11 protein-coding genes are annotated in these 14,884 nt (G+C 71.8%); 7 read left to right on the top strand and 4 right to left on the bottom strand.

Going from position 1 to position 14,884, the window contains the following annotated elements; genetic code table 11:
• A partial coding sequence (locus tag FAF44_RS19705) for an FCD domain-containing protein (protein WP_237104667.1) occupies positions 1-1,041 on the bottom strand: 1,041 nt, incomplete at its 3' end.
• A gap of 160 nt (positions 1,042-1,201) precedes the next feature.
• Here FAF44_RS19705 and FAF44_RS19710 point away from each other — a divergent pair.
• The 7 genes from FAF44_RS19710 to FAF44_RS19740 all read left to right on the top strand — a co-directional run bounded on the left by FAF44_RS19710 (position 1,202) and on the right by FAF44_RS19740 (position 11,922).
• The gene (locus FAF44_RS19710) at positions 1,202-2,473 is read left to right on the top strand and encodes an ABC transporter substrate-binding protein (RefSeq protein ID WP_237104668.1); all 1,272 of its coding nucleotides are present in this window, start codon (positions 1,202-1,204) and stop codon (positions 2,471-2,473) included.
• Positions 2,470-3,402 carry a carbohydrate ABC transporter permease gene (locus FAF44_RS19715; RefSeq protein WP_237104669.1) on the top strand — a complete coding sequence of 311 codons (933 nt, stop codon included), beginning with the start codon at positions 2,470-2,472 and terminating at the stop codon, positions 3,400-3,402. Before FAF44_RS19710 ends, FAF44_RS19715 begins: the two co-directional genes overlap by 4 nt.
• Positions 3,399-4,208, top strand: coding sequence for a carbohydrate ABC transporter permease (locus tag FAF44_RS19720; protein ID WP_237104670.1), 810 nt, complete (start codon positions 3,399-3,401; stop codon positions 4,206-4,208). The genes FAF44_RS19715 and FAF44_RS19720 overlap by 4 nt, the downstream gene beginning before the upstream one ends.
• Positions 4,209-4,210: 2 nt before the next feature.
• Positions 4,211-6,118, top strand: a complete 1,908-nt coding sequence (locus tag FAF44_RS19725) for a hypothetical protein (protein ID WP_237104671.1) — start codon at positions 4,211-4,213, stop codon at positions 6,116-6,118.
• A gap of 8 nt (positions 6,119-6,126) precedes the next feature.
• Complete coding sequence (locus tag FAF44_RS19730) at positions 6,127-6,894, top strand: hypothetical protein (RefSeq protein WP_237104672.1); 768 nt, start codon at positions 6,127-6,129, stop codon at positions 6,892-6,894.
• On the top strand, positions 6,891-8,708 hold the full coding sequence (locus tag FAF44_RS55825) for a right-handed parallel beta-helix repeat-containing protein (RefSeq protein ID WP_237104673.1): 1,818 nt from the start codon (positions 6,891-6,893) through the stop codon (positions 8,706-8,708). Before FAF44_RS19730 ends, FAF44_RS55825 begins: the two co-directional genes overlap by 4 nt.
• A 301-nt stretch (positions 8,709-9,009) precedes the next feature.
• Positions 9,010-11,922 carry a glycosyl hydrolase gene (locus FAF44_RS19740; RefSeq protein ID WP_237104674.1) on the top strand — a complete coding sequence of 971 codons (2,913 nt, stop codon included), beginning with the start codon at positions 9,010-9,012 and terminating at the stop codon, positions 11,920-11,922.
• Between the two features lie 15 nt (positions 11,923-11,937).
• On the opposite strand, the gene FAF44_RS19745 is transcribed toward FAF44_RS19740, so the two are convergent.
• The 3 genes from FAF44_RS19745 to FAF44_RS19755 form a co-directional block, all read right to left on the bottom strand.
• Complete coding sequence (locus FAF44_RS19745; RefSeq protein WP_237104675.1) at positions 11,938-13,164, bottom strand: RNA polymerase sigma factor; 1,227 nt, start codon at positions 13,162-13,164, stop codon at positions 11,938-11,940.
• A complete protein-coding gene (locus FAF44_RS19750) occupies positions 13,161-13,532 on the bottom strand; it encodes a YciI family protein (protein WP_237104676.1) in 372 nt (123 codons plus the stop codon). Before FAF44_RS19750 ends, FAF44_RS19745 begins: the two co-directional genes overlap by 4 nt.
• 90 nt (positions 13,533-13,622) lie before the next feature.
• Positions 13,623-14,882, bottom strand: a complete 1,260-nt coding sequence (locus FAF44_RS19755) for an RNA polymerase sigma factor (RefSeq protein WP_237104677.1) — start codon at positions 14,880-14,882, stop codon at positions 13,623-13,625.
• Positions 14,883-14,884 lie beyond the last annotated feature (2 nt).

A 14,884-nucleotide genomic window follows, 5' to 3' on the forward strand; every position in this document is an offset into this window, starting at 1 on the left:
GCCCGCCTCTTCGCCGCGCACGCCCGCGGCGAAGAGGCGGGCGGCCTCGTCGGGGTCGCCGGAGGCGAGGGCCGCCACCAGGTCGTCGTGGTGGCCCGCCATGGCCGACCAGTCCCCGTCGTAGAGCGGGTTGCCGACCACGTGCAGGCTCCACAGGTTCGACTCGATCGTCCGCCACAGGCGCAGCAGGAAGGAGTTGCCGCAGGCGGCGCAGACCCGGCGGTGGAAGGCGAGGTCGGCGTCGCGGAAAGCGCCGATGTCGCCGTCGCGGGCCGCCTGCCGCATGGCCAGGACGTCGGCCGAGAGCTGCCGCAGCGTCTCGGGCCGCACGCGGACGGCCGCGCCGCGTGCGGCATACTCCTCCAGCAATACCCTGATGTCGCGCACCTCCCGGGCCTGCTCGTCGGAGATCTCCGCGACGTAGCTGCCCCGGTTGGGATAGGAGATGACCAGTCCCTCGTGCGCCAACCGTTTGATCGCCTCCCGGGCCGGGGCCTGGCTGGTGCCGACCCGGCGCGCGATCTCCGCCTCGACCAGCCGCTGCCCCGCCACCAGCTCGCCGGCGACGATCCAGCCGCGCAGCAGCGCGTAGACGCGGTCCGACAGCAGCTCTCTGGGCAGCACGCGGGCCGGGTCGGGTGCGATCTGCTGCTCCTGCCAGATGCGCGCGACGGTGGACTGCGACAGCCCGAGCTGGGCCGCCATGGTGCGGGTGGACGGCACCGCGCCGCCGCCGGCCGCGGCGGCGATCACCCGCTCGGCCTCCTGCCGCTCGGCGCTGCGCGGTCGCCCCGGCCTGGGCGCGTCGGCCAGGCCGTCGAGGCCGCGTTCCACGAAGCGGGCCTGCCACTTCGCGACGGTGGCCGGGCTCACCGCCAGCCGGGTCGCGATCTCCTTTCTGGGCACGCCGTCGGCGCAGGCCAGCACGATGCGGCTGCGCAGCGCCAGCCCGCCGCCCCGCTCGCGGCCGGCCCACTCGCGCAGGGCGGCGAGCTCCTCGGCCCCCAATATCAGCCTGTTGTCGTCCTCGTGTCCAGACACGCGGCAACTTTAACGTACTTATGACTCAGCAACGCACAAGACACGTATTTGTAGCGCCACGTTTCCCCTTGACGGGGCCATGTGACCAACGTATTAAATAATCGCTAATCGAGTACGACCCATTAAAAGGCGTCGCAGATCTCGCCCCCTTGGAGGTGCGATGCGTTCCCCCCGTCCATCACTTGCCCTTCCGGCCATCGGCTGCCTGCTCGTTCTCACCGGCTGCGGCGGGGGCGGCTTCGCCGGCGACTCCCAGGCACAGCAGAGCGAGGGCGGCCCGGTCTCGGTCCGCATGCTGGTCAACATCAGCCCGAACCTCACCCAGACGTACTGGGACGACCTGGTCAAGCCGTTCGAGCAGGCCAACCCCGGCATCGACGTCAAGATCGAGGCGCCGACCGGCAAGGGCGTGGCCGACACGCTGCCGCAGCAACTCGCCGCCGGCAACGCCCCCGACGTGGTCGAGACCCTGATGGCCGACGAGACCCTCGCCAAGCAGATGCTCGACCTGACCGACCAGCCGTGGGCGAAGGACACGCCGCTGGCCGAGCAGGCCAAGCTGGGCGGCCGGATCTACTCGGTCGGCGTCGGCGTGCAGGCCCAGTCGCTCGTCTTCTACAACCGGGCCGCCTTCGACAAGGCCGGCGTCAAGGAGCCCCCGCAGACGTTCGACGACTTCGAGAGCGCCATGGGCAAGCTCAAGGACGCCGGCTACCTGCCGCTGCAGACCGGCGGCGACTTCCTGACCGGGCTGCAGCTCCTGCAACTGTCCAACCCGAGCCGCGCCCAGACCCACCCCACCTGGCAGCAGGACGTCAAGGCGGGCACGATCAAGGCCGGCGAGTCGCTGCAGCCCTACCTCGAGCGTTACCAGGGCTGGATCGACAAGGGCTACGTCGACAAGAACGCCCTCGGCATGAAGTACGCCGACGCCGAGACCGCGTTCCTGACGGGCAAGTCGGCCATGTACGTGATGGGAAGCTGGTTCACCGCCTCCGAGGCCAAGGCCGACAAGGACTTCGAGGTCGGCGTCTTCCCCGCCCCGGTCGACAAGGGCCAGACCTACCCGGGCCCGCAGGGGGCCACGCTCGCCGCCCCGTACATGGTGCTGAAGTCCACCCCGAACAAGGACGCGGCGCTCAAGCTGGTCCAGTGGCTGGTCACCGACCCGGAGGCGGTCAAGAGCCAGCTCGCGCAGGACGGCAACTTCCGCACCGGCGTGGAGCGCGAGTTCACCCCGCTGGAGAAGCAGGTGCAGGAGATCCTCGACAACGCCCCCTCCGGCGTCCCCCAGGGTGAGGGATACGGCGACGCCACCCTCCCGAAGGGCTTCAACTCCGCCTGGAACACCGAGGTCCAGGGCCTGTACGTGGGCAAGTCGCCCAAGGAAGTGGCCGAGGGCGTGGACCGCTGGCTGGCCGGACGGTCATGACCCTGACCCGTGAGCAGGCGCCACCCGTCGTGCGAAAGCCCGTCGGCGAACGCAGGAGGCGACACGACGGCCTGGCCACCACCCTCATGGTGGCCCCGGCCACGGTCCTCTACGTCGTGATGCTGATCGTCCCCGTCGGTCTGGCGCTCTACCTGAGCCTGACCGACTGGGACGGGTTCAGCGCCGACCCCGCGTTCGTCGGCGCGGCGAACTACGTGACCCTGCTGGACGACCCCGACCTGCGCCGCGCCGCCCTGGTCACGCTGCTGGTCGCGGCGGCCGGCACCGCCGGGCTCAACCTGCTCGGCCTCGGCTTCGCCCTCCTGGTGAACGGCGCCTCCCGGGCCAACACGTTCTTCCGGATCGTGCTGTTCTACCCGCACGTGCTCAGCGCCCTGGTGGTCGGCTTCCTCTGGTCGGCCATCCTGGGCACCAGCGGCGCGGTCAACAACCTCGTCACGACCTGGGGCGGCGCGGTGATCCCGTTCCTGTCGGACCCGGCCTGGGCCACGGTCACCATGATCGCGGTGCTGGTGTGGGCCGGGTTCGGCGTCAACGTGGTGCTGTACCTGGCGGGCCTGCAGGCGGTGCCGCACTCGCTGGTCGAGGCGGCCCGCATCGACGGGGCGACGCGCTGGCAGGTGTTCAGGAACGTGACCCTGCCCGCGCTCGGCCCGTCGGTGACGGTGAACATCGTGCTGTCGCTGGTGACGCTGCTGAAGACGTACGACCTGGTGGTCTCGCTCACGGCGGGCGGACCGGCCGGGCAGACGCAGACCGTCGCCTACCTCATCCTCTGGAACTCCTTCCACGACGCCCGCCTCGGCTTCGGCTCCGCCCAGTCGGTGCTCCTCATGCTGGTGACGGCGGCGCTGGCGTTCGTGGTGACGAAGCTGCGCAGGCGCGGCGAGCTGGCGGTGCACCAATGACCAGGAAGACCTTCCTCTGGGCGACCGCCGCCTTCATGCTCATCCCCCTGTACGTGCTGACCGTCAACGCGTTCAAGGGCCAGCAGGACATCCTGGCCAACCCGTTCGGCCTGTCCGGCCTGAGCCTCGAACCGCTCGGCCGGGCGCTGACCAACCCGAACTTCAACGTGTTCAAGGGCTACGCGATCACGCTGCTGTTCGTGGTGGCGGTCAACGTGCTGTCGGTGGGCCTGGCCGCGCCGGCCGCGTACGTGATCGCGCGCAGCCCGAAGCGCCGCTTCCGCGTCCTCATGCTGTTCTTCCTGGCCGGGACGTTCATCCCGGGCCAGGTGCTGGTCATCCCCGTCGTGTACGTGCTCAAGACGCTCGGCCTGATGGGCACCATCCGCGGGTTCGTGCTCTTCGAGACCACCCTCACGCTGCCGTTCTCGATCTTCCTGTACGCGGGCTACATCGCCACCGTCCCCGCCGTGCTCGACCAGGCGGCGGCCGTGGACGGGGCGGGCCGGCTGCGCACGTTCTGGCAGATCGTCTTCCCGCTGATGCGGCCCGCGGTCGCCACGATGGTCATCCTGAACACCTTCTCGGTGTGGAACGACTTCGTGAACCCGCAGATCATCCTGGGTCCAGGCAGCGGCCTCTACACCGTCACCACCGGCGTGTACGCGGCGGTCAGCCAGTACTCCACCGACTACACGGTGGTCTTCCCGACGCTGTTGCTGGCCATCGCGCCACTGCTGATCTTCTTCGTCTTCATGCAACGGCACATCATCAGCGGCCTCACGGCAGGAGCAACGAAAGGGTGAACATGCGCGAGATCACAGCGACGGTGCCGCTCGGCGTGCCGCCGGCCTGGGCGGTGCTGGAACGCAGACTGTTCGACGCCCTCGACGAGGCGTGGCGCGGCTTCGCGGCCCGCTACTGCGGCCCCGACGGGCGGCTGATCTACCACGGCCCGGCCGCGGACCGGGACGGGGCCGACGACTTCTACGAGGCGTTCTTCAACTGGCCGACGCTCTATCAACTCGGCGGCGCGGACGACCTGCTGGAGGCCGCCAAGCACCACTGGGAGGGCATCACCGTCCAGCTCACCGAGCTGGGCTACCTGGTGGACGAGTACGAGCGCGGCTACGACTGGTTCCACCAGGGCGAGTCGATGCTGCTGTTCTACGGCATCTGCGCGGCCGACCCGCGCGACGAGCGGTTCCGGGAGCGCGCCCGTCGCTTCGCGGAGCTGTACCTGCCGGGCTCGGCCAACTACGACGCGGAGCACGACATCATCCGCGCCCCGCACAACGGCGCCGTCGGCCCCCGCTACGGCCTGCAGTGGGAGTGGGCCTCCTACCACACGGACCTGACCAGCATGCGGCCGTTCGGGCTGCCGCTGCGTGACCTGCCGGGCATCGCCGAATGGCAGGACCTGGCCGACCCGAGCAACGCCGCCCGGATGGGCGCGGCGATGAGCGAGCGCATCGGCCGCGGCGACGTGGCCGTCAACCTGGCCGCGACCAGCCTGGCCGTCAACGCCTGGCTGTACGACGGCGACGACCGTTACCGCGACTGGGCGCTGCGCTACATCGACGCCTGGCAGCGCAGGGCCGTGGCCAACGACGGCGTCATCCCGGACAACGTGGGCCCGTCGGGCGTGGTCGGCGAGCTGCACGACGGCCGCTGGTACGGCGGCAACTACGGCTGGCAGTGGCCGCACGGCCTGTACAGCGTGGGCGCCGCCGCCGCCATCGCCGCGGTCAACGCGCACCTGCTGACCGGCGAGAGCACCGCGCTCGCCATCGGCCGCGACCCCCTGGAGGCCGTGTACGGGCGCGCCAGGCAGGCCGCCGTCACCGAGACCGAGATGAGCATCAGCGACCGCTGGCTGGCGGAGCTGGGCGACGAGGCCGGCAAGCCCACCATGCTGGTGCCGAACCGGCACGACGACAACGGCTGGTTCGACTTCCAGCCGCCGCAGCTCGGCCTGCCGGTCTGGCTGTGGCACATGTCGCTCGGCCGCGACGACGCCGACCGGCTCGACCGGCTGCGCAAGGCGTCCGGCTACGACTGGACGACGGTGCGGCCGTTCCGCAACAAGGAGGAGGCCGGGCACGAGGCGCCGTGGCTGGAGTTCCTGCGCGGCGCCAACCCCGGCTTCCCCGAGCGGATGTTGTCCACCGCGCTCGGCCAGGTGCAGCGCCGGATGGCGCTCATCGACGCCGACGAGGCGGACCTGTCCACCATCCACGTGCACCACTGGCAGCGGCTCAACCCGGTGCTCACCGAGGCGCTGCTGCAACTGGTCACCGGCACCCCGCAGGTGCTCTACAACGGCGGGCTGCTGCCCACCCGGCTGGCCTACTTCGACGCCGACCGGCACCGCCCGGGGCTGCCCCGGGACGTGGCCGCGCTGGTCGACTCCGTCCGCCCCGACGGCACCTCCGTCGAGCTGGTCAACCTGAGCGTGGGCCGGACCCGCCGGGTCGTCGTGCAGGCCGGCCAGTTCGGCGAGCACCGCATCGACACCGTCACCGTCAACCGCGCCGCCGGCGAGGGCTACCCCGGCGACCCGCGCGCCTACACCTCACCCCCCATCGACACGACCGAGCAGGAGGTGACGGTGGACGGCCCGCGCCTGCTGGTCGAGTTGCCGCCCGGCCGCCGCGTCCGGCTCGACCTGCACACGACCGCGCGCGTCCGCACGCCGTCACACCAGCACTACTGAGGAGTTACATGGACGACGCAATCTGGGATCTGCCTGTTCGCGGGAAACTACCCGCCGCGCCCGATCCCGCTCTTGTGGAGGGGCTGTCCCGGATCAGCTCGGCCACCGCCTGCGCCAAGTTGCACGCGCAGGGCATCCGACGGACCTTCGTCGAGGGGCCGCGCCCCATCGCGCAGGGGCAGAAGATCGCCGGACGGGTGCGCACGCTGCAGTTCATGCCGCAGCGCGAGGACATCGCCTCCGGGCTCGGCCAGGAGTACGTGGAGCGGCACACGGCCCTGTGGCACGTCCTGGAGGACATCGAACCCGGTGACGTGCTCGTCGTGCAGGCGTACGGCAGCGCCTACACCGGCTGCTTCGGCGACATGCTGGTGCGCTACTTCAAGCGCAAGGGCGGCGCCGGCATCGTCGTGGACGGCCGGATCAGGGACCTGCCCCGCGTCAGCGGCGTCGGCCTGCCGGTCTGGTCCACCGGCGCGACCCCGCACTACGCCTCGCAGGCGGAGCTGTTCCCGTGGGCGTACGACGTGCCGGTGGCCGTCGGCGGCGCGCTCGCGCTGCCCGGCGACCTGTGCGTGGCCGACGACGACGGCGCCGTGGTGGTGCCGCTGCGCCGGGCCGGGCAGGTGCTCGAAGCCGCCGCCGACCACGAGCAGTGGGAGCGCTACAGCCGCGCCCGCATCGAGGAGGGCGGGGCGCTTTCCGACTACTACCCACTCACCCCCGATACCCGCGCCGAGTACGAACGGTGGCGGGAGATGAAGGAGAGCCAGTGATCCTCAGGTCCGTTGGCGCTGTCGTCTTACTCGTAGGCGGCCTGGCCAGCCCAGCGCCCTCGACGACGACGGCCAGACCGAACTGCGACTACCACGTGTCCGCCCAGGGGGGCGACCGCGGCGACGGCAGCGCCGCCCGCCCGTGGCGGAACATCGAGCAGGCCCGTGACGCGCTGCGCGCCAGGAAGGGCAAGCAGACCTGCGACATCGTCGTCAACGTCAAGGCCGGCGACTATGTCGTGGACAAGACCATCGAGTTCACCGAGGCCGACTCGGGCAGAGACGGCCACAAGATCACCTATCGCAGTGCGGATGGCCCGGGCAAGGCCCGCCTGCTGGGTGCCAAGCCGGTGACGGGATGGCAGAAGTACAAGGACAACATTTACAAGACCAAGGTCGATCGTACCTTCTACACGCTGTTCGAGGACGGCAAACGCGCCACGACGGCCAGATACCCGAACCGGAACAGCGACGACCTGTGGTCGCCGTACCTGTTCTCGGTGCTCGGGGAGCCGGAGAAGGAGGCGGTGCGGCAGTGGCTGTACTTCAAGCCTGAGGACGTACCGCAGGAGTGGGACGCCGACTTCGACCAGAACTCGCAGGTCGTGGTCTGGTCGGGCGGCTCGTGGAGCTGGTTCACCGACACGGTGCCGCTCGGCGGGGCCGACTTCCGCAAGAACTTCTTCACGCTCAACCACTGGGCGCGCTACGCGTTCATGAACAGCCGCAGCGGCTCGCGCTACTTCCTGCAGAACACGCTGCGCTTCCTCGACCAGCCCGGTGAGTACTACTTCGACTTCGCCAACAGCGAGGTCTACTACTGGCCCAAGACCTCGATCGACAACGTCGTGGCGCCGACCGTGAAGACGATCCTGTCGCTCAAGGGCAGCACGCCCGACCAGCGGGTGCAGAACCTCGGCTTCGACGGGCTGGCCCTGCAGTACAGCGACTTCGTGGACTGGTACCGGGCCGGCTGGATCAGCGAGGGCGACTCGGGCTACGAGCACAAGTACCCCGTCTACGACCGGCAGATCGAGATGCCGCGCAACCGGTTCGGCATGATCACGCTGACCAACACCCGCGACATCGACCTGACCAGGCTGCACATCTCCGACACCGGCTTCATGGGCGTGTACATGCTCTTCGCCAACGAGCGGGTCAAGGTGTCGGACAGCCTGCTGGAGAACATCGGCGCCGACGGCATCAAGGTCGAGGGCGGCTACCCCGGCGAGGGCGACATCTCCGGGCACCACACGATCAGCAACAACTACATCTACCACGTGGGCGAGCTGGTGCCGGGCGACGCCGCCGGCATCGAGCTGATGAGCACGGGCAACAACACCGTCAGCAACATCAACGTCAAGCACAGCGCCCGGTACGGCATCAGCCTGGAGGTCCGGCCGGAGGTCAAGCCGGCGGACAACTACGCCCGCAACAACAACTTCTCCTACATCAAGCTGGAGGAGACCGGCCTGGACAGCGGCGACATGGGCGCCTTCTACACCTACGGCGTCAGCAACGTCGAGCCGCATCCCATGGACAACCACGTCAAGCAGATGGTGATCACTGACGTCATCAACGACCCGGCCGGCGCGATGCCGGACAGCGGCACCCGCGGCGTGCACATGGACGCCGGCGGCTGCGGCTTCACCTTCGAGAGCATCGAGGTGGGCAAGGTCAGCGACGACAAGTACCAGAGTTACCAGTGCAACCAGGTGACCAACGCCAACTGGGCCGACGGGTTCGACGCCTCGAAGATGGAGTACGACAAGATCGGGGTGACGAGCTCGTTCCCGTACCCGATCCCTAGTTAGGCCGACGGCCCGGGGCCGGGCTCGCGCATCCTCTCCGCTCGCGCGCGCCCGGTCTCGCCGCCGTCCCTCCGGCCGGGGCGCCGGGCCGGCCGGCCCGGCGCCCCATCCAACCGGCCACCCCCCGCAGGACCGGATCATGGAGCGCCCCGTGGACGACCTGACGCAGCACACTCTCCCCCTGACAACACGACACGGTTCACCCCGCACGACCGAGAACACCACCGGCACAGACGACCTCCTGGCAACGCGACGCGGTTCACCTCGCACGCCCACGCACGCCCCCGGCACGGGCGGCCGGCCGGTGACGCGGCGGGGCTTTCTCGCGCTCGGCGCCACCACCACAGCCGCCGCCACGCTCGCCCTCACCGGGCCTCCCCCCTCCCCCGCCGCCGCGGCCCCCGCGAACTCGGCCGCCTGGTTCGCCCGGCCGCGGCGTGAGGTCCGGCCGATGGTGCGCTGGTGGTGGCCGGACGCCCACGTCGATCCGGCCGAGATCCGGCGCGAGGTGGACCAGCTCGCCGACGCCGGGTTCGGCGGCGCGGAGATCGCGGCGGTGCACCACAGCATCCGCGACAAGTCCGTGCTCGACCCGGCCGGGCACGGCTGGGGCACGCCCGCCTGGAACGCCGCCGTCGAGGCCGCGCTCGACCAGGCCGGCCGGCGCGGGCTCGGCATCGACCTCACGATCGGCCCCTCCTGGCCGGCCGCGGTCCCGTCGATCACCCCGGAGAGCGAGGCCGCCTGCAAGGAGCTGGCCCACGGCTCGGTGGCGGTGGCGGCGGGCGTCACGTACACGGGCGCGGTCCCGCCGCCCGCCGTGGACGGACGTCCCGAGCGCACGCTGCTGCTCGTCCAGGCCGCCAGGACCGAGCCGGCCCACTCCACCCGCGACGAGACCGGCCTCGACCCCGCCTCCGTCCGGGAGGTCCCGGTCACCGGCGGCACGATCACCTGGACCGCCCCGGACGAGGGCGACTGGCTGCTCATCGCCTACTGGGAGCGTGGCTCCGGCCAGCGTCCCGAGTCGGGCCCGCACACCGCACCCGAGTCGTACGTGGTGGACCACTTCAGCCGCGCCGGCACCCAGGCGGTGATCGACTTCTGGGAGTCGGAGCTGCTCACCCCCGCCGTCCGCCGGCTGCTCGGACGCGCGGGCGGGGCGTTGTTCGAGGACTCCATCGAGATCGAGACCGACGCGCTGCCGTGGACGCCGGGGCTGACGGAGGAGTTCGGGCGGCGGCGCGGCTACCCCCTCGCCTCCATCCTGCCGGTGGTGCTGCTGGCGGACGAGGATCCCGTCTTCGCCTACGACGCCGCGCTGACCCGGCACGCCCGCAAGGACTACTGGGACACGGTCTCCGAGCTGTTCAACGAGCACCACTTCACCGCGCTGCGCGACTGGGCCCACTCGATCGGCCTGCGGCTGCGGGCGCAGCCGTACGGGCTGCGGACCGACGCCATCGAGGCCGCGGCCATCCTCGACGTGCCGGAGGGGGAGTCGCTGGGGTTCAAGAACCTCGACGACTACCGCTGCCTGGCCGGGGGCCGGGACCTGGCCGGGCGGGAGGTGCTGTCCTGCGAGGCGGGGGCGTACCAGGGGGGCGCGTACACGACGACGTGGAAGACGCTGCTGCGCACGATGGGCGGGGCGTACGCGGCGGGGCTCAACCAGACGGTGCTGCACGGCTTCTCGTACGCCGACGCGCCGGGCGCGGCGTGGCCGGGGTTCGCGGCGTTCACGCCGTACGACGGGACGGCGGGGTACGCGGAGTCGTGGGGCCCACGCCAGCCGACCTGGGATCACATCACCGATATTTCTGGATATTTCGCTCGAATACACCTGATCATGCGACAGGGGGTGCCGCGTGCCGACGTGGCCGTCCTGCGGCAGACCGGCTACACCAAGACCGGCCTCGGCGCGTCCTGGTTCACCGCGAGCGGCGTCCCGACCGGCTGGACCCACCAGTTCGTCAGCGGCCCGCTGCTCGACCTGCCCACCGCCCGCGTCTCGGACGGGCGGCTCGGGCGGCCCGCCTACAAGGCGCTGTTCGTCGAGGGCGACAAGTTCTACGCGGGCAAGTGCACGATGCCGACCGGCGTGGCCCGGCGCCTGCTCGCCTACGCCGACGCCGGCCTGCCCGTCGTCCTGCTCGGCGACTGGCGCGCCGCCACGGTGCCGGGCGTCGCCCGCGACGGGGCGGACGAGCGCCTGCGCGCCCTGCTGGCGGACCTGCTCGCGCGGCCCTCGGTGCGGATGGTCGCCACCGCGGCGGAGGTACCCGGCGCGCTGGCCGCACTCGGGGTGCGCCCGGACGTCCGGTACGCGACCCCGTCCACGCTGCTCACCATGCGCCGGGTGGCCGGGCGGGTGGACTACTACTACCTGTGCAACGGCAAGCACCAGGAGAACCCCAAGCCGCCCGTGACCGCGATCGACCACGAGGTCACGCTCGCCCGCACCGCGCCGGACGGCGTCCCGTACCTGCTCGACCCGTGGACGGGCCGCGCCGAGCGGATCGCCCGGTACGCGGAGGAGGCCGGCGGGGACCTCCGCCTGCGGGTGGCCCTGCAGCCGGGCCAGGCCCGGATCGTGGCCATCGGCCGGCCCGGCCTGTTCGGCGTCCCGGCGGCCGGGCGCGCGCACGCCGTCACCACCGACGCCGACCTCGTGCGGTTCGACGGCGAGCACCTGGTCGTGCGCGCCGGCTCGGCGGGCGTCCGGACCACCACCCTGTCCGACGGCCGCGCGGTCACCGCCGAGATCGGCCCGCTCCCCTCCCCCGTCGAGCCGGGCTCGTGGCGGCTGACGGTGCAGGACCGCGGCCCGGAGGGGTTCGTCCGCTCCGTGACCCTCGACCGGCTCGTGCCCTGGTCGGAGATCCCCGAGCTGGCCGACGCCTCGGGAGTCGGGACGTACACGACCGTGGTGACCGTGGAGGGGGCCGCGTACCTGGAGCTGGGCGAGGTCACCGACACCTGCCGGGTGCGCGTCAACGGCCGCCGCCTCGACCCGGTGGACCAGCTCCACCCCGTCGTGGACCTCGGCCCGCACCTGCGGCGTGGGGAGAACACGATCCAGGTGGAGGTGGCCACGCCGCTGGGCAACCGGCTCAGGGTGAGCGACCCGGCCGTCTACGGAGGGCTGGCGCGCCGGCCGTACGGGCTGCTGGGGCCGGTCAGGCTGGTGCCGTACGGGGAGGCGCGGATCCGGTGACCTCCCGCGGGACGTCTACGGCCGGGGCGTCCGCAACCGGCGGGCCCGCGACTCCAGGTGGCGCTGCTCGGCGAGGCTGGCGGTGGCCTTGGCCGCCCTGCGGTAGTGCTCGTACGCCCCGGCCGGGTCGCCGGCCCGCTCCAGCAGGTGGGCCCGGACGGACAGCAGCCGGTGGTGCCCGGCCATCCGGCCGTCGTCGTCCAGCGTGGCCAGCAGGGCCAGCCCGGCCTGCGGGCCCATGGTCTCGGCGAGCGCGATCGCCCGGTTGAGGGTGACCATCGGGTTGGGCGCGATGCGGTCGAGGATGAGGTAGAGCGCGTGCACCTGCCGCCAGTCGGTCAGCTCGGCGGTGGCGGCGTCGGCGTGCGTGGCGGCGATCGCGGCCTGGAGCTGGTAGGGCCCCAGTTCCGGGCCGGCCAGCGACGCCTTCACCAGCTCGGTGCCCTCGTCGATGAGCAGGCGGTCCCACTTCGCGCGGTCCTGCTCGGCCAGCGGCACCAGATCGCCGGCCGCGTTCGTGCGGGCCTCCCGGCGCGCGTCGGTCAGCAGCATGAGCGCGAGCAGCCCGGTCACCTCGCCGTCGCCGGGGAGCTGGGCGTGCACGGCGCGGGTCAGCCGGATCGCCTCGCGCGCGAGGTCGGCGCGGTGCAACTCGCTGCCGGACGAGGCGGTGTACCCCTCGTTGAAGATCAGGTAGAGCACGTGCAGGACGACCCGCAGCCGCTCCTCGCGCTCCGCGCCCTCCGGCAGCGCGAACGAGCTGCCCGCGGCCTTGACGCGCTGCTTGGCCCGGCTGATCCGGGCCGCCATCGTGGCCTCCGGCACCAGGAACGCGTGGGCGATCTCGGCGGTGGTCAGGCCGCCGACCGCGCGCAGCGTCAGCGCGGTCTGGGAGGCCGGGGTCAGCGTCGGGTGGCAGCACAGGAACAGCAGGACGAGCGTGTCGTCGGTGTCGGGCACGTCCTCGGGCGGCACGTCGGCGGCCACCGTCGCCGACTCCCGCTCGCGGCGCGCGTGGTCGCTGCGCACCTGGTCGATGAAGCGCCGGGAGGCGACGGTGACCAGCCAGCCGCGCGGGTTGTCCGGCACCCCCTCCCGCGGCCACTGCACGGCCGCGGCGAGCACGGCCTCCTGGACGGCGTCCTCGCACCCCTCGAACTGCCCGTGCCTGCGCAACAGCGTGCCGAGGACCTGCGGCGCCAGCTCGCGCAGCAGGTCCTCGATGGAGCGTGCCCCGGTCATGCCTCCAATTGTCCGTCAGCGAACATCACCTGGCGCACCTCGACGCCCAGCCCCTCGATCCTGGTGTCGGGAATCTGCGCCGCCAGCTCGATCGCCCGCTCCTTGTTCTCGCAGTCGATCAGGTAGAAGCCACCCAGGTACTCCTTCGACTCCAGGAAGGGGCCGTCGGTCACCACCGGCTGGCCGTTGCGCACGGTCACCACGGCGGCCTGCGACGGGTCCACCAGCGCCTGCGTGGTGATCAGTTCACCGGACTCCTTCAGCGCCGCGATGAACGCGCCGTGGCCGTCGCCGATCGCCGCCTTCTCCTCGTCGGTCAGGGCGTCCAGCACGGCCGGGTTGATGTGCATGCTGATCAGGAACTGCATCGTGACTCCTCGTGGCTCGCGGGGCCCAGGCCAGGCCCTTCGACCGGATGGTCGGAGCCGCCGCCGTCGTCTTGACATCCTCTGGGGCGCTCAGCCGCCCGCCTGCGCGGCGCGCCGCAGGAACAGCTCCCGTTCGCGGGCGTTGCGGGTCAGCCCGGCCGCGCGCCGGAACTCGGCCGCCGCCTCGTCGTCGCGGCCGAGCCTGGCCAGCAGGTCGCCGCGGACGGCGGGCAGATGGGCGTAGCCGCGCAGCGCCCGTTCGTCGAGGAGGGCGTCGGCGAGGGCCAGCCCGTGTTCGGGGCCGGCGGCCATGCCGACCGCGACCGCCCGGTTGAGCTCGACGATCGGAGAGGGCGTCAGGTGGGCGAGCAGCCGGTACAGCGCGGCGATCCGGGCCCAGTCGGTGGCCTGCGGGGTGCGGGCGCGGGCGTGGCAGGCGGCGATGGCGGCCTGCAGCCCGTACGGGCCGAGCGTGCCGAGGTCCTCGGCGCGGCGCAGCCCGTCCAGGCCGCGGCGGACGAGCAGCCGGTCCCAGCGGCTGCGGTCCTGGTCAGGGAGCAGGATCGGGGAGCCGTCGGGGGCGGTCCTGGCCGGGATGCGGGACGCCTGGATCTCCATGAGCGCCAGCAGGCCGTGCACCTCGGGTTCGGCCGGCATCAGCCCGGCCAGCACCCGCCCGAGCCGCATCGCCTCCTGGCAGAGCGACGGGCGGATCCAGTCCGTGCCCGCGCTGGCCGCGTACCCCTCGTTGAAGATCAGGTAGATGACCTCCAGGACGGACGCCAGCCGGGCGGGCAGTTCGGCGGGCGGGGGCAGCTCGATGGGGACCTTCCGGTCGGCGAGCGTGCGCTTGGCCCGGGAGACGCGCTGGCCGACGGTGGGCTCTGGGACGAGGAAGGCCCGCGCGATCTCGGCGGTGCTCAGGCCGCCGAGCAACCGGAGGGTGAGCGCGAGCCGTCCCTCGGCCGGGAGCGCCGGGTGGCAGGCGGTGAAGATCAGGCGGAGCAGGTCGTCGCCGATGTGGTCGTCGATGTGGTCGTCGAGTTCGGCTTCCGCCCACTCCTGGCGCAGTTCCAGGTCGTGGCCGAGCTGTTGCAGCTTGCGCTGGTAGGTGTCGCGGCGGCGGAACTGGTCGATGGCGCGGTGCTTGGCGGTCAGCGTCAGCCACGCGCCCGGATTGTCCGGTACGCCGTTACGCGGCCATTCCTCGAGCGCCGCCACCAGGGCGTCCTGGGCCAGTTCCTCCGCCAGCCCGATGTCGTTGACCATCCGGGCCAGCGTGGCGATGACCCGGGCGGACTCGATGCGCCAGACCGCCTCGACCGCCCGGTGTGAATCGGCAACCGTCATGC

It is taken from the genome of Nonomuraea sp. MG754425, from assembly GCF_021699195.1.
In the GTDB taxonomy this organism is placed as follows: Bacteria; Actinomycetota; Actinomycetes; order Streptosporangiales; family Streptosporangiaceae; genus Nonomuraea.

What these genes read in the sequence shown, in the direction of transcription:
- FAF44_RS19730 (WP_237104672.1), top strand. Translation starts at nt 6,127, where the DNA reads ATGGACGACGCAATCTGGGATCTGCCTGTTCGCGGGAAACTACCCGCC.
- FAF44_RS19720 (WP_237104670.1), top strand. Translation starts at nt 3,399, where the DNA reads ATGACCAGGAAGACCTTCCTCTGGGCGACCGCCGCCTTCATGCTCATC.
- FAF44_RS19710 (WP_237104668.1), top strand. Translation starts at nt 1,202, where the DNA reads ATGCGTTCCCCCCGTCCATCACTTGCCCTTCCGGCCATCGGCTGCCTG.
- FAF44_RS19715 (WP_237104669.1), top strand. Translation starts at nt 2,470, where the DNA reads ATGACCCTGACCCGTGAGCAGGCGCCACCCGTCGTGCGAAAGCCCGTC.
- FAF44_RS19750 (WP_237104676.1), bottom strand. Translation starts at nt 13,532, where the DNA reads ATGCAGTTCCTGATCAGCATGCACATCAACCCGGCCGTGCTGGACGCC.
- FAF44_RS19755 (WP_237104677.1), bottom strand. Translation starts at nt 14,882, where the DNA reads ATGACGGTTGCCGATTCACACCGGGCGGTCGAGGCGGTCTGGCGCATC.
- FAF44_RS19745 (WP_237104675.1), bottom strand. Translation starts at nt 13,164, where the DNA reads ATGACCGGGGCACGCTCCATCGAGGACCTGCTGCGCGAGCTGGCGCCG.
- FAF44_RS19725 (WP_237104671.1), top strand. Translation starts at nt 4,211, where the DNA reads ATGCGCGAGATCACAGCGACGGTGCCGCTCGGCGTGCCGCCGGCCTGG.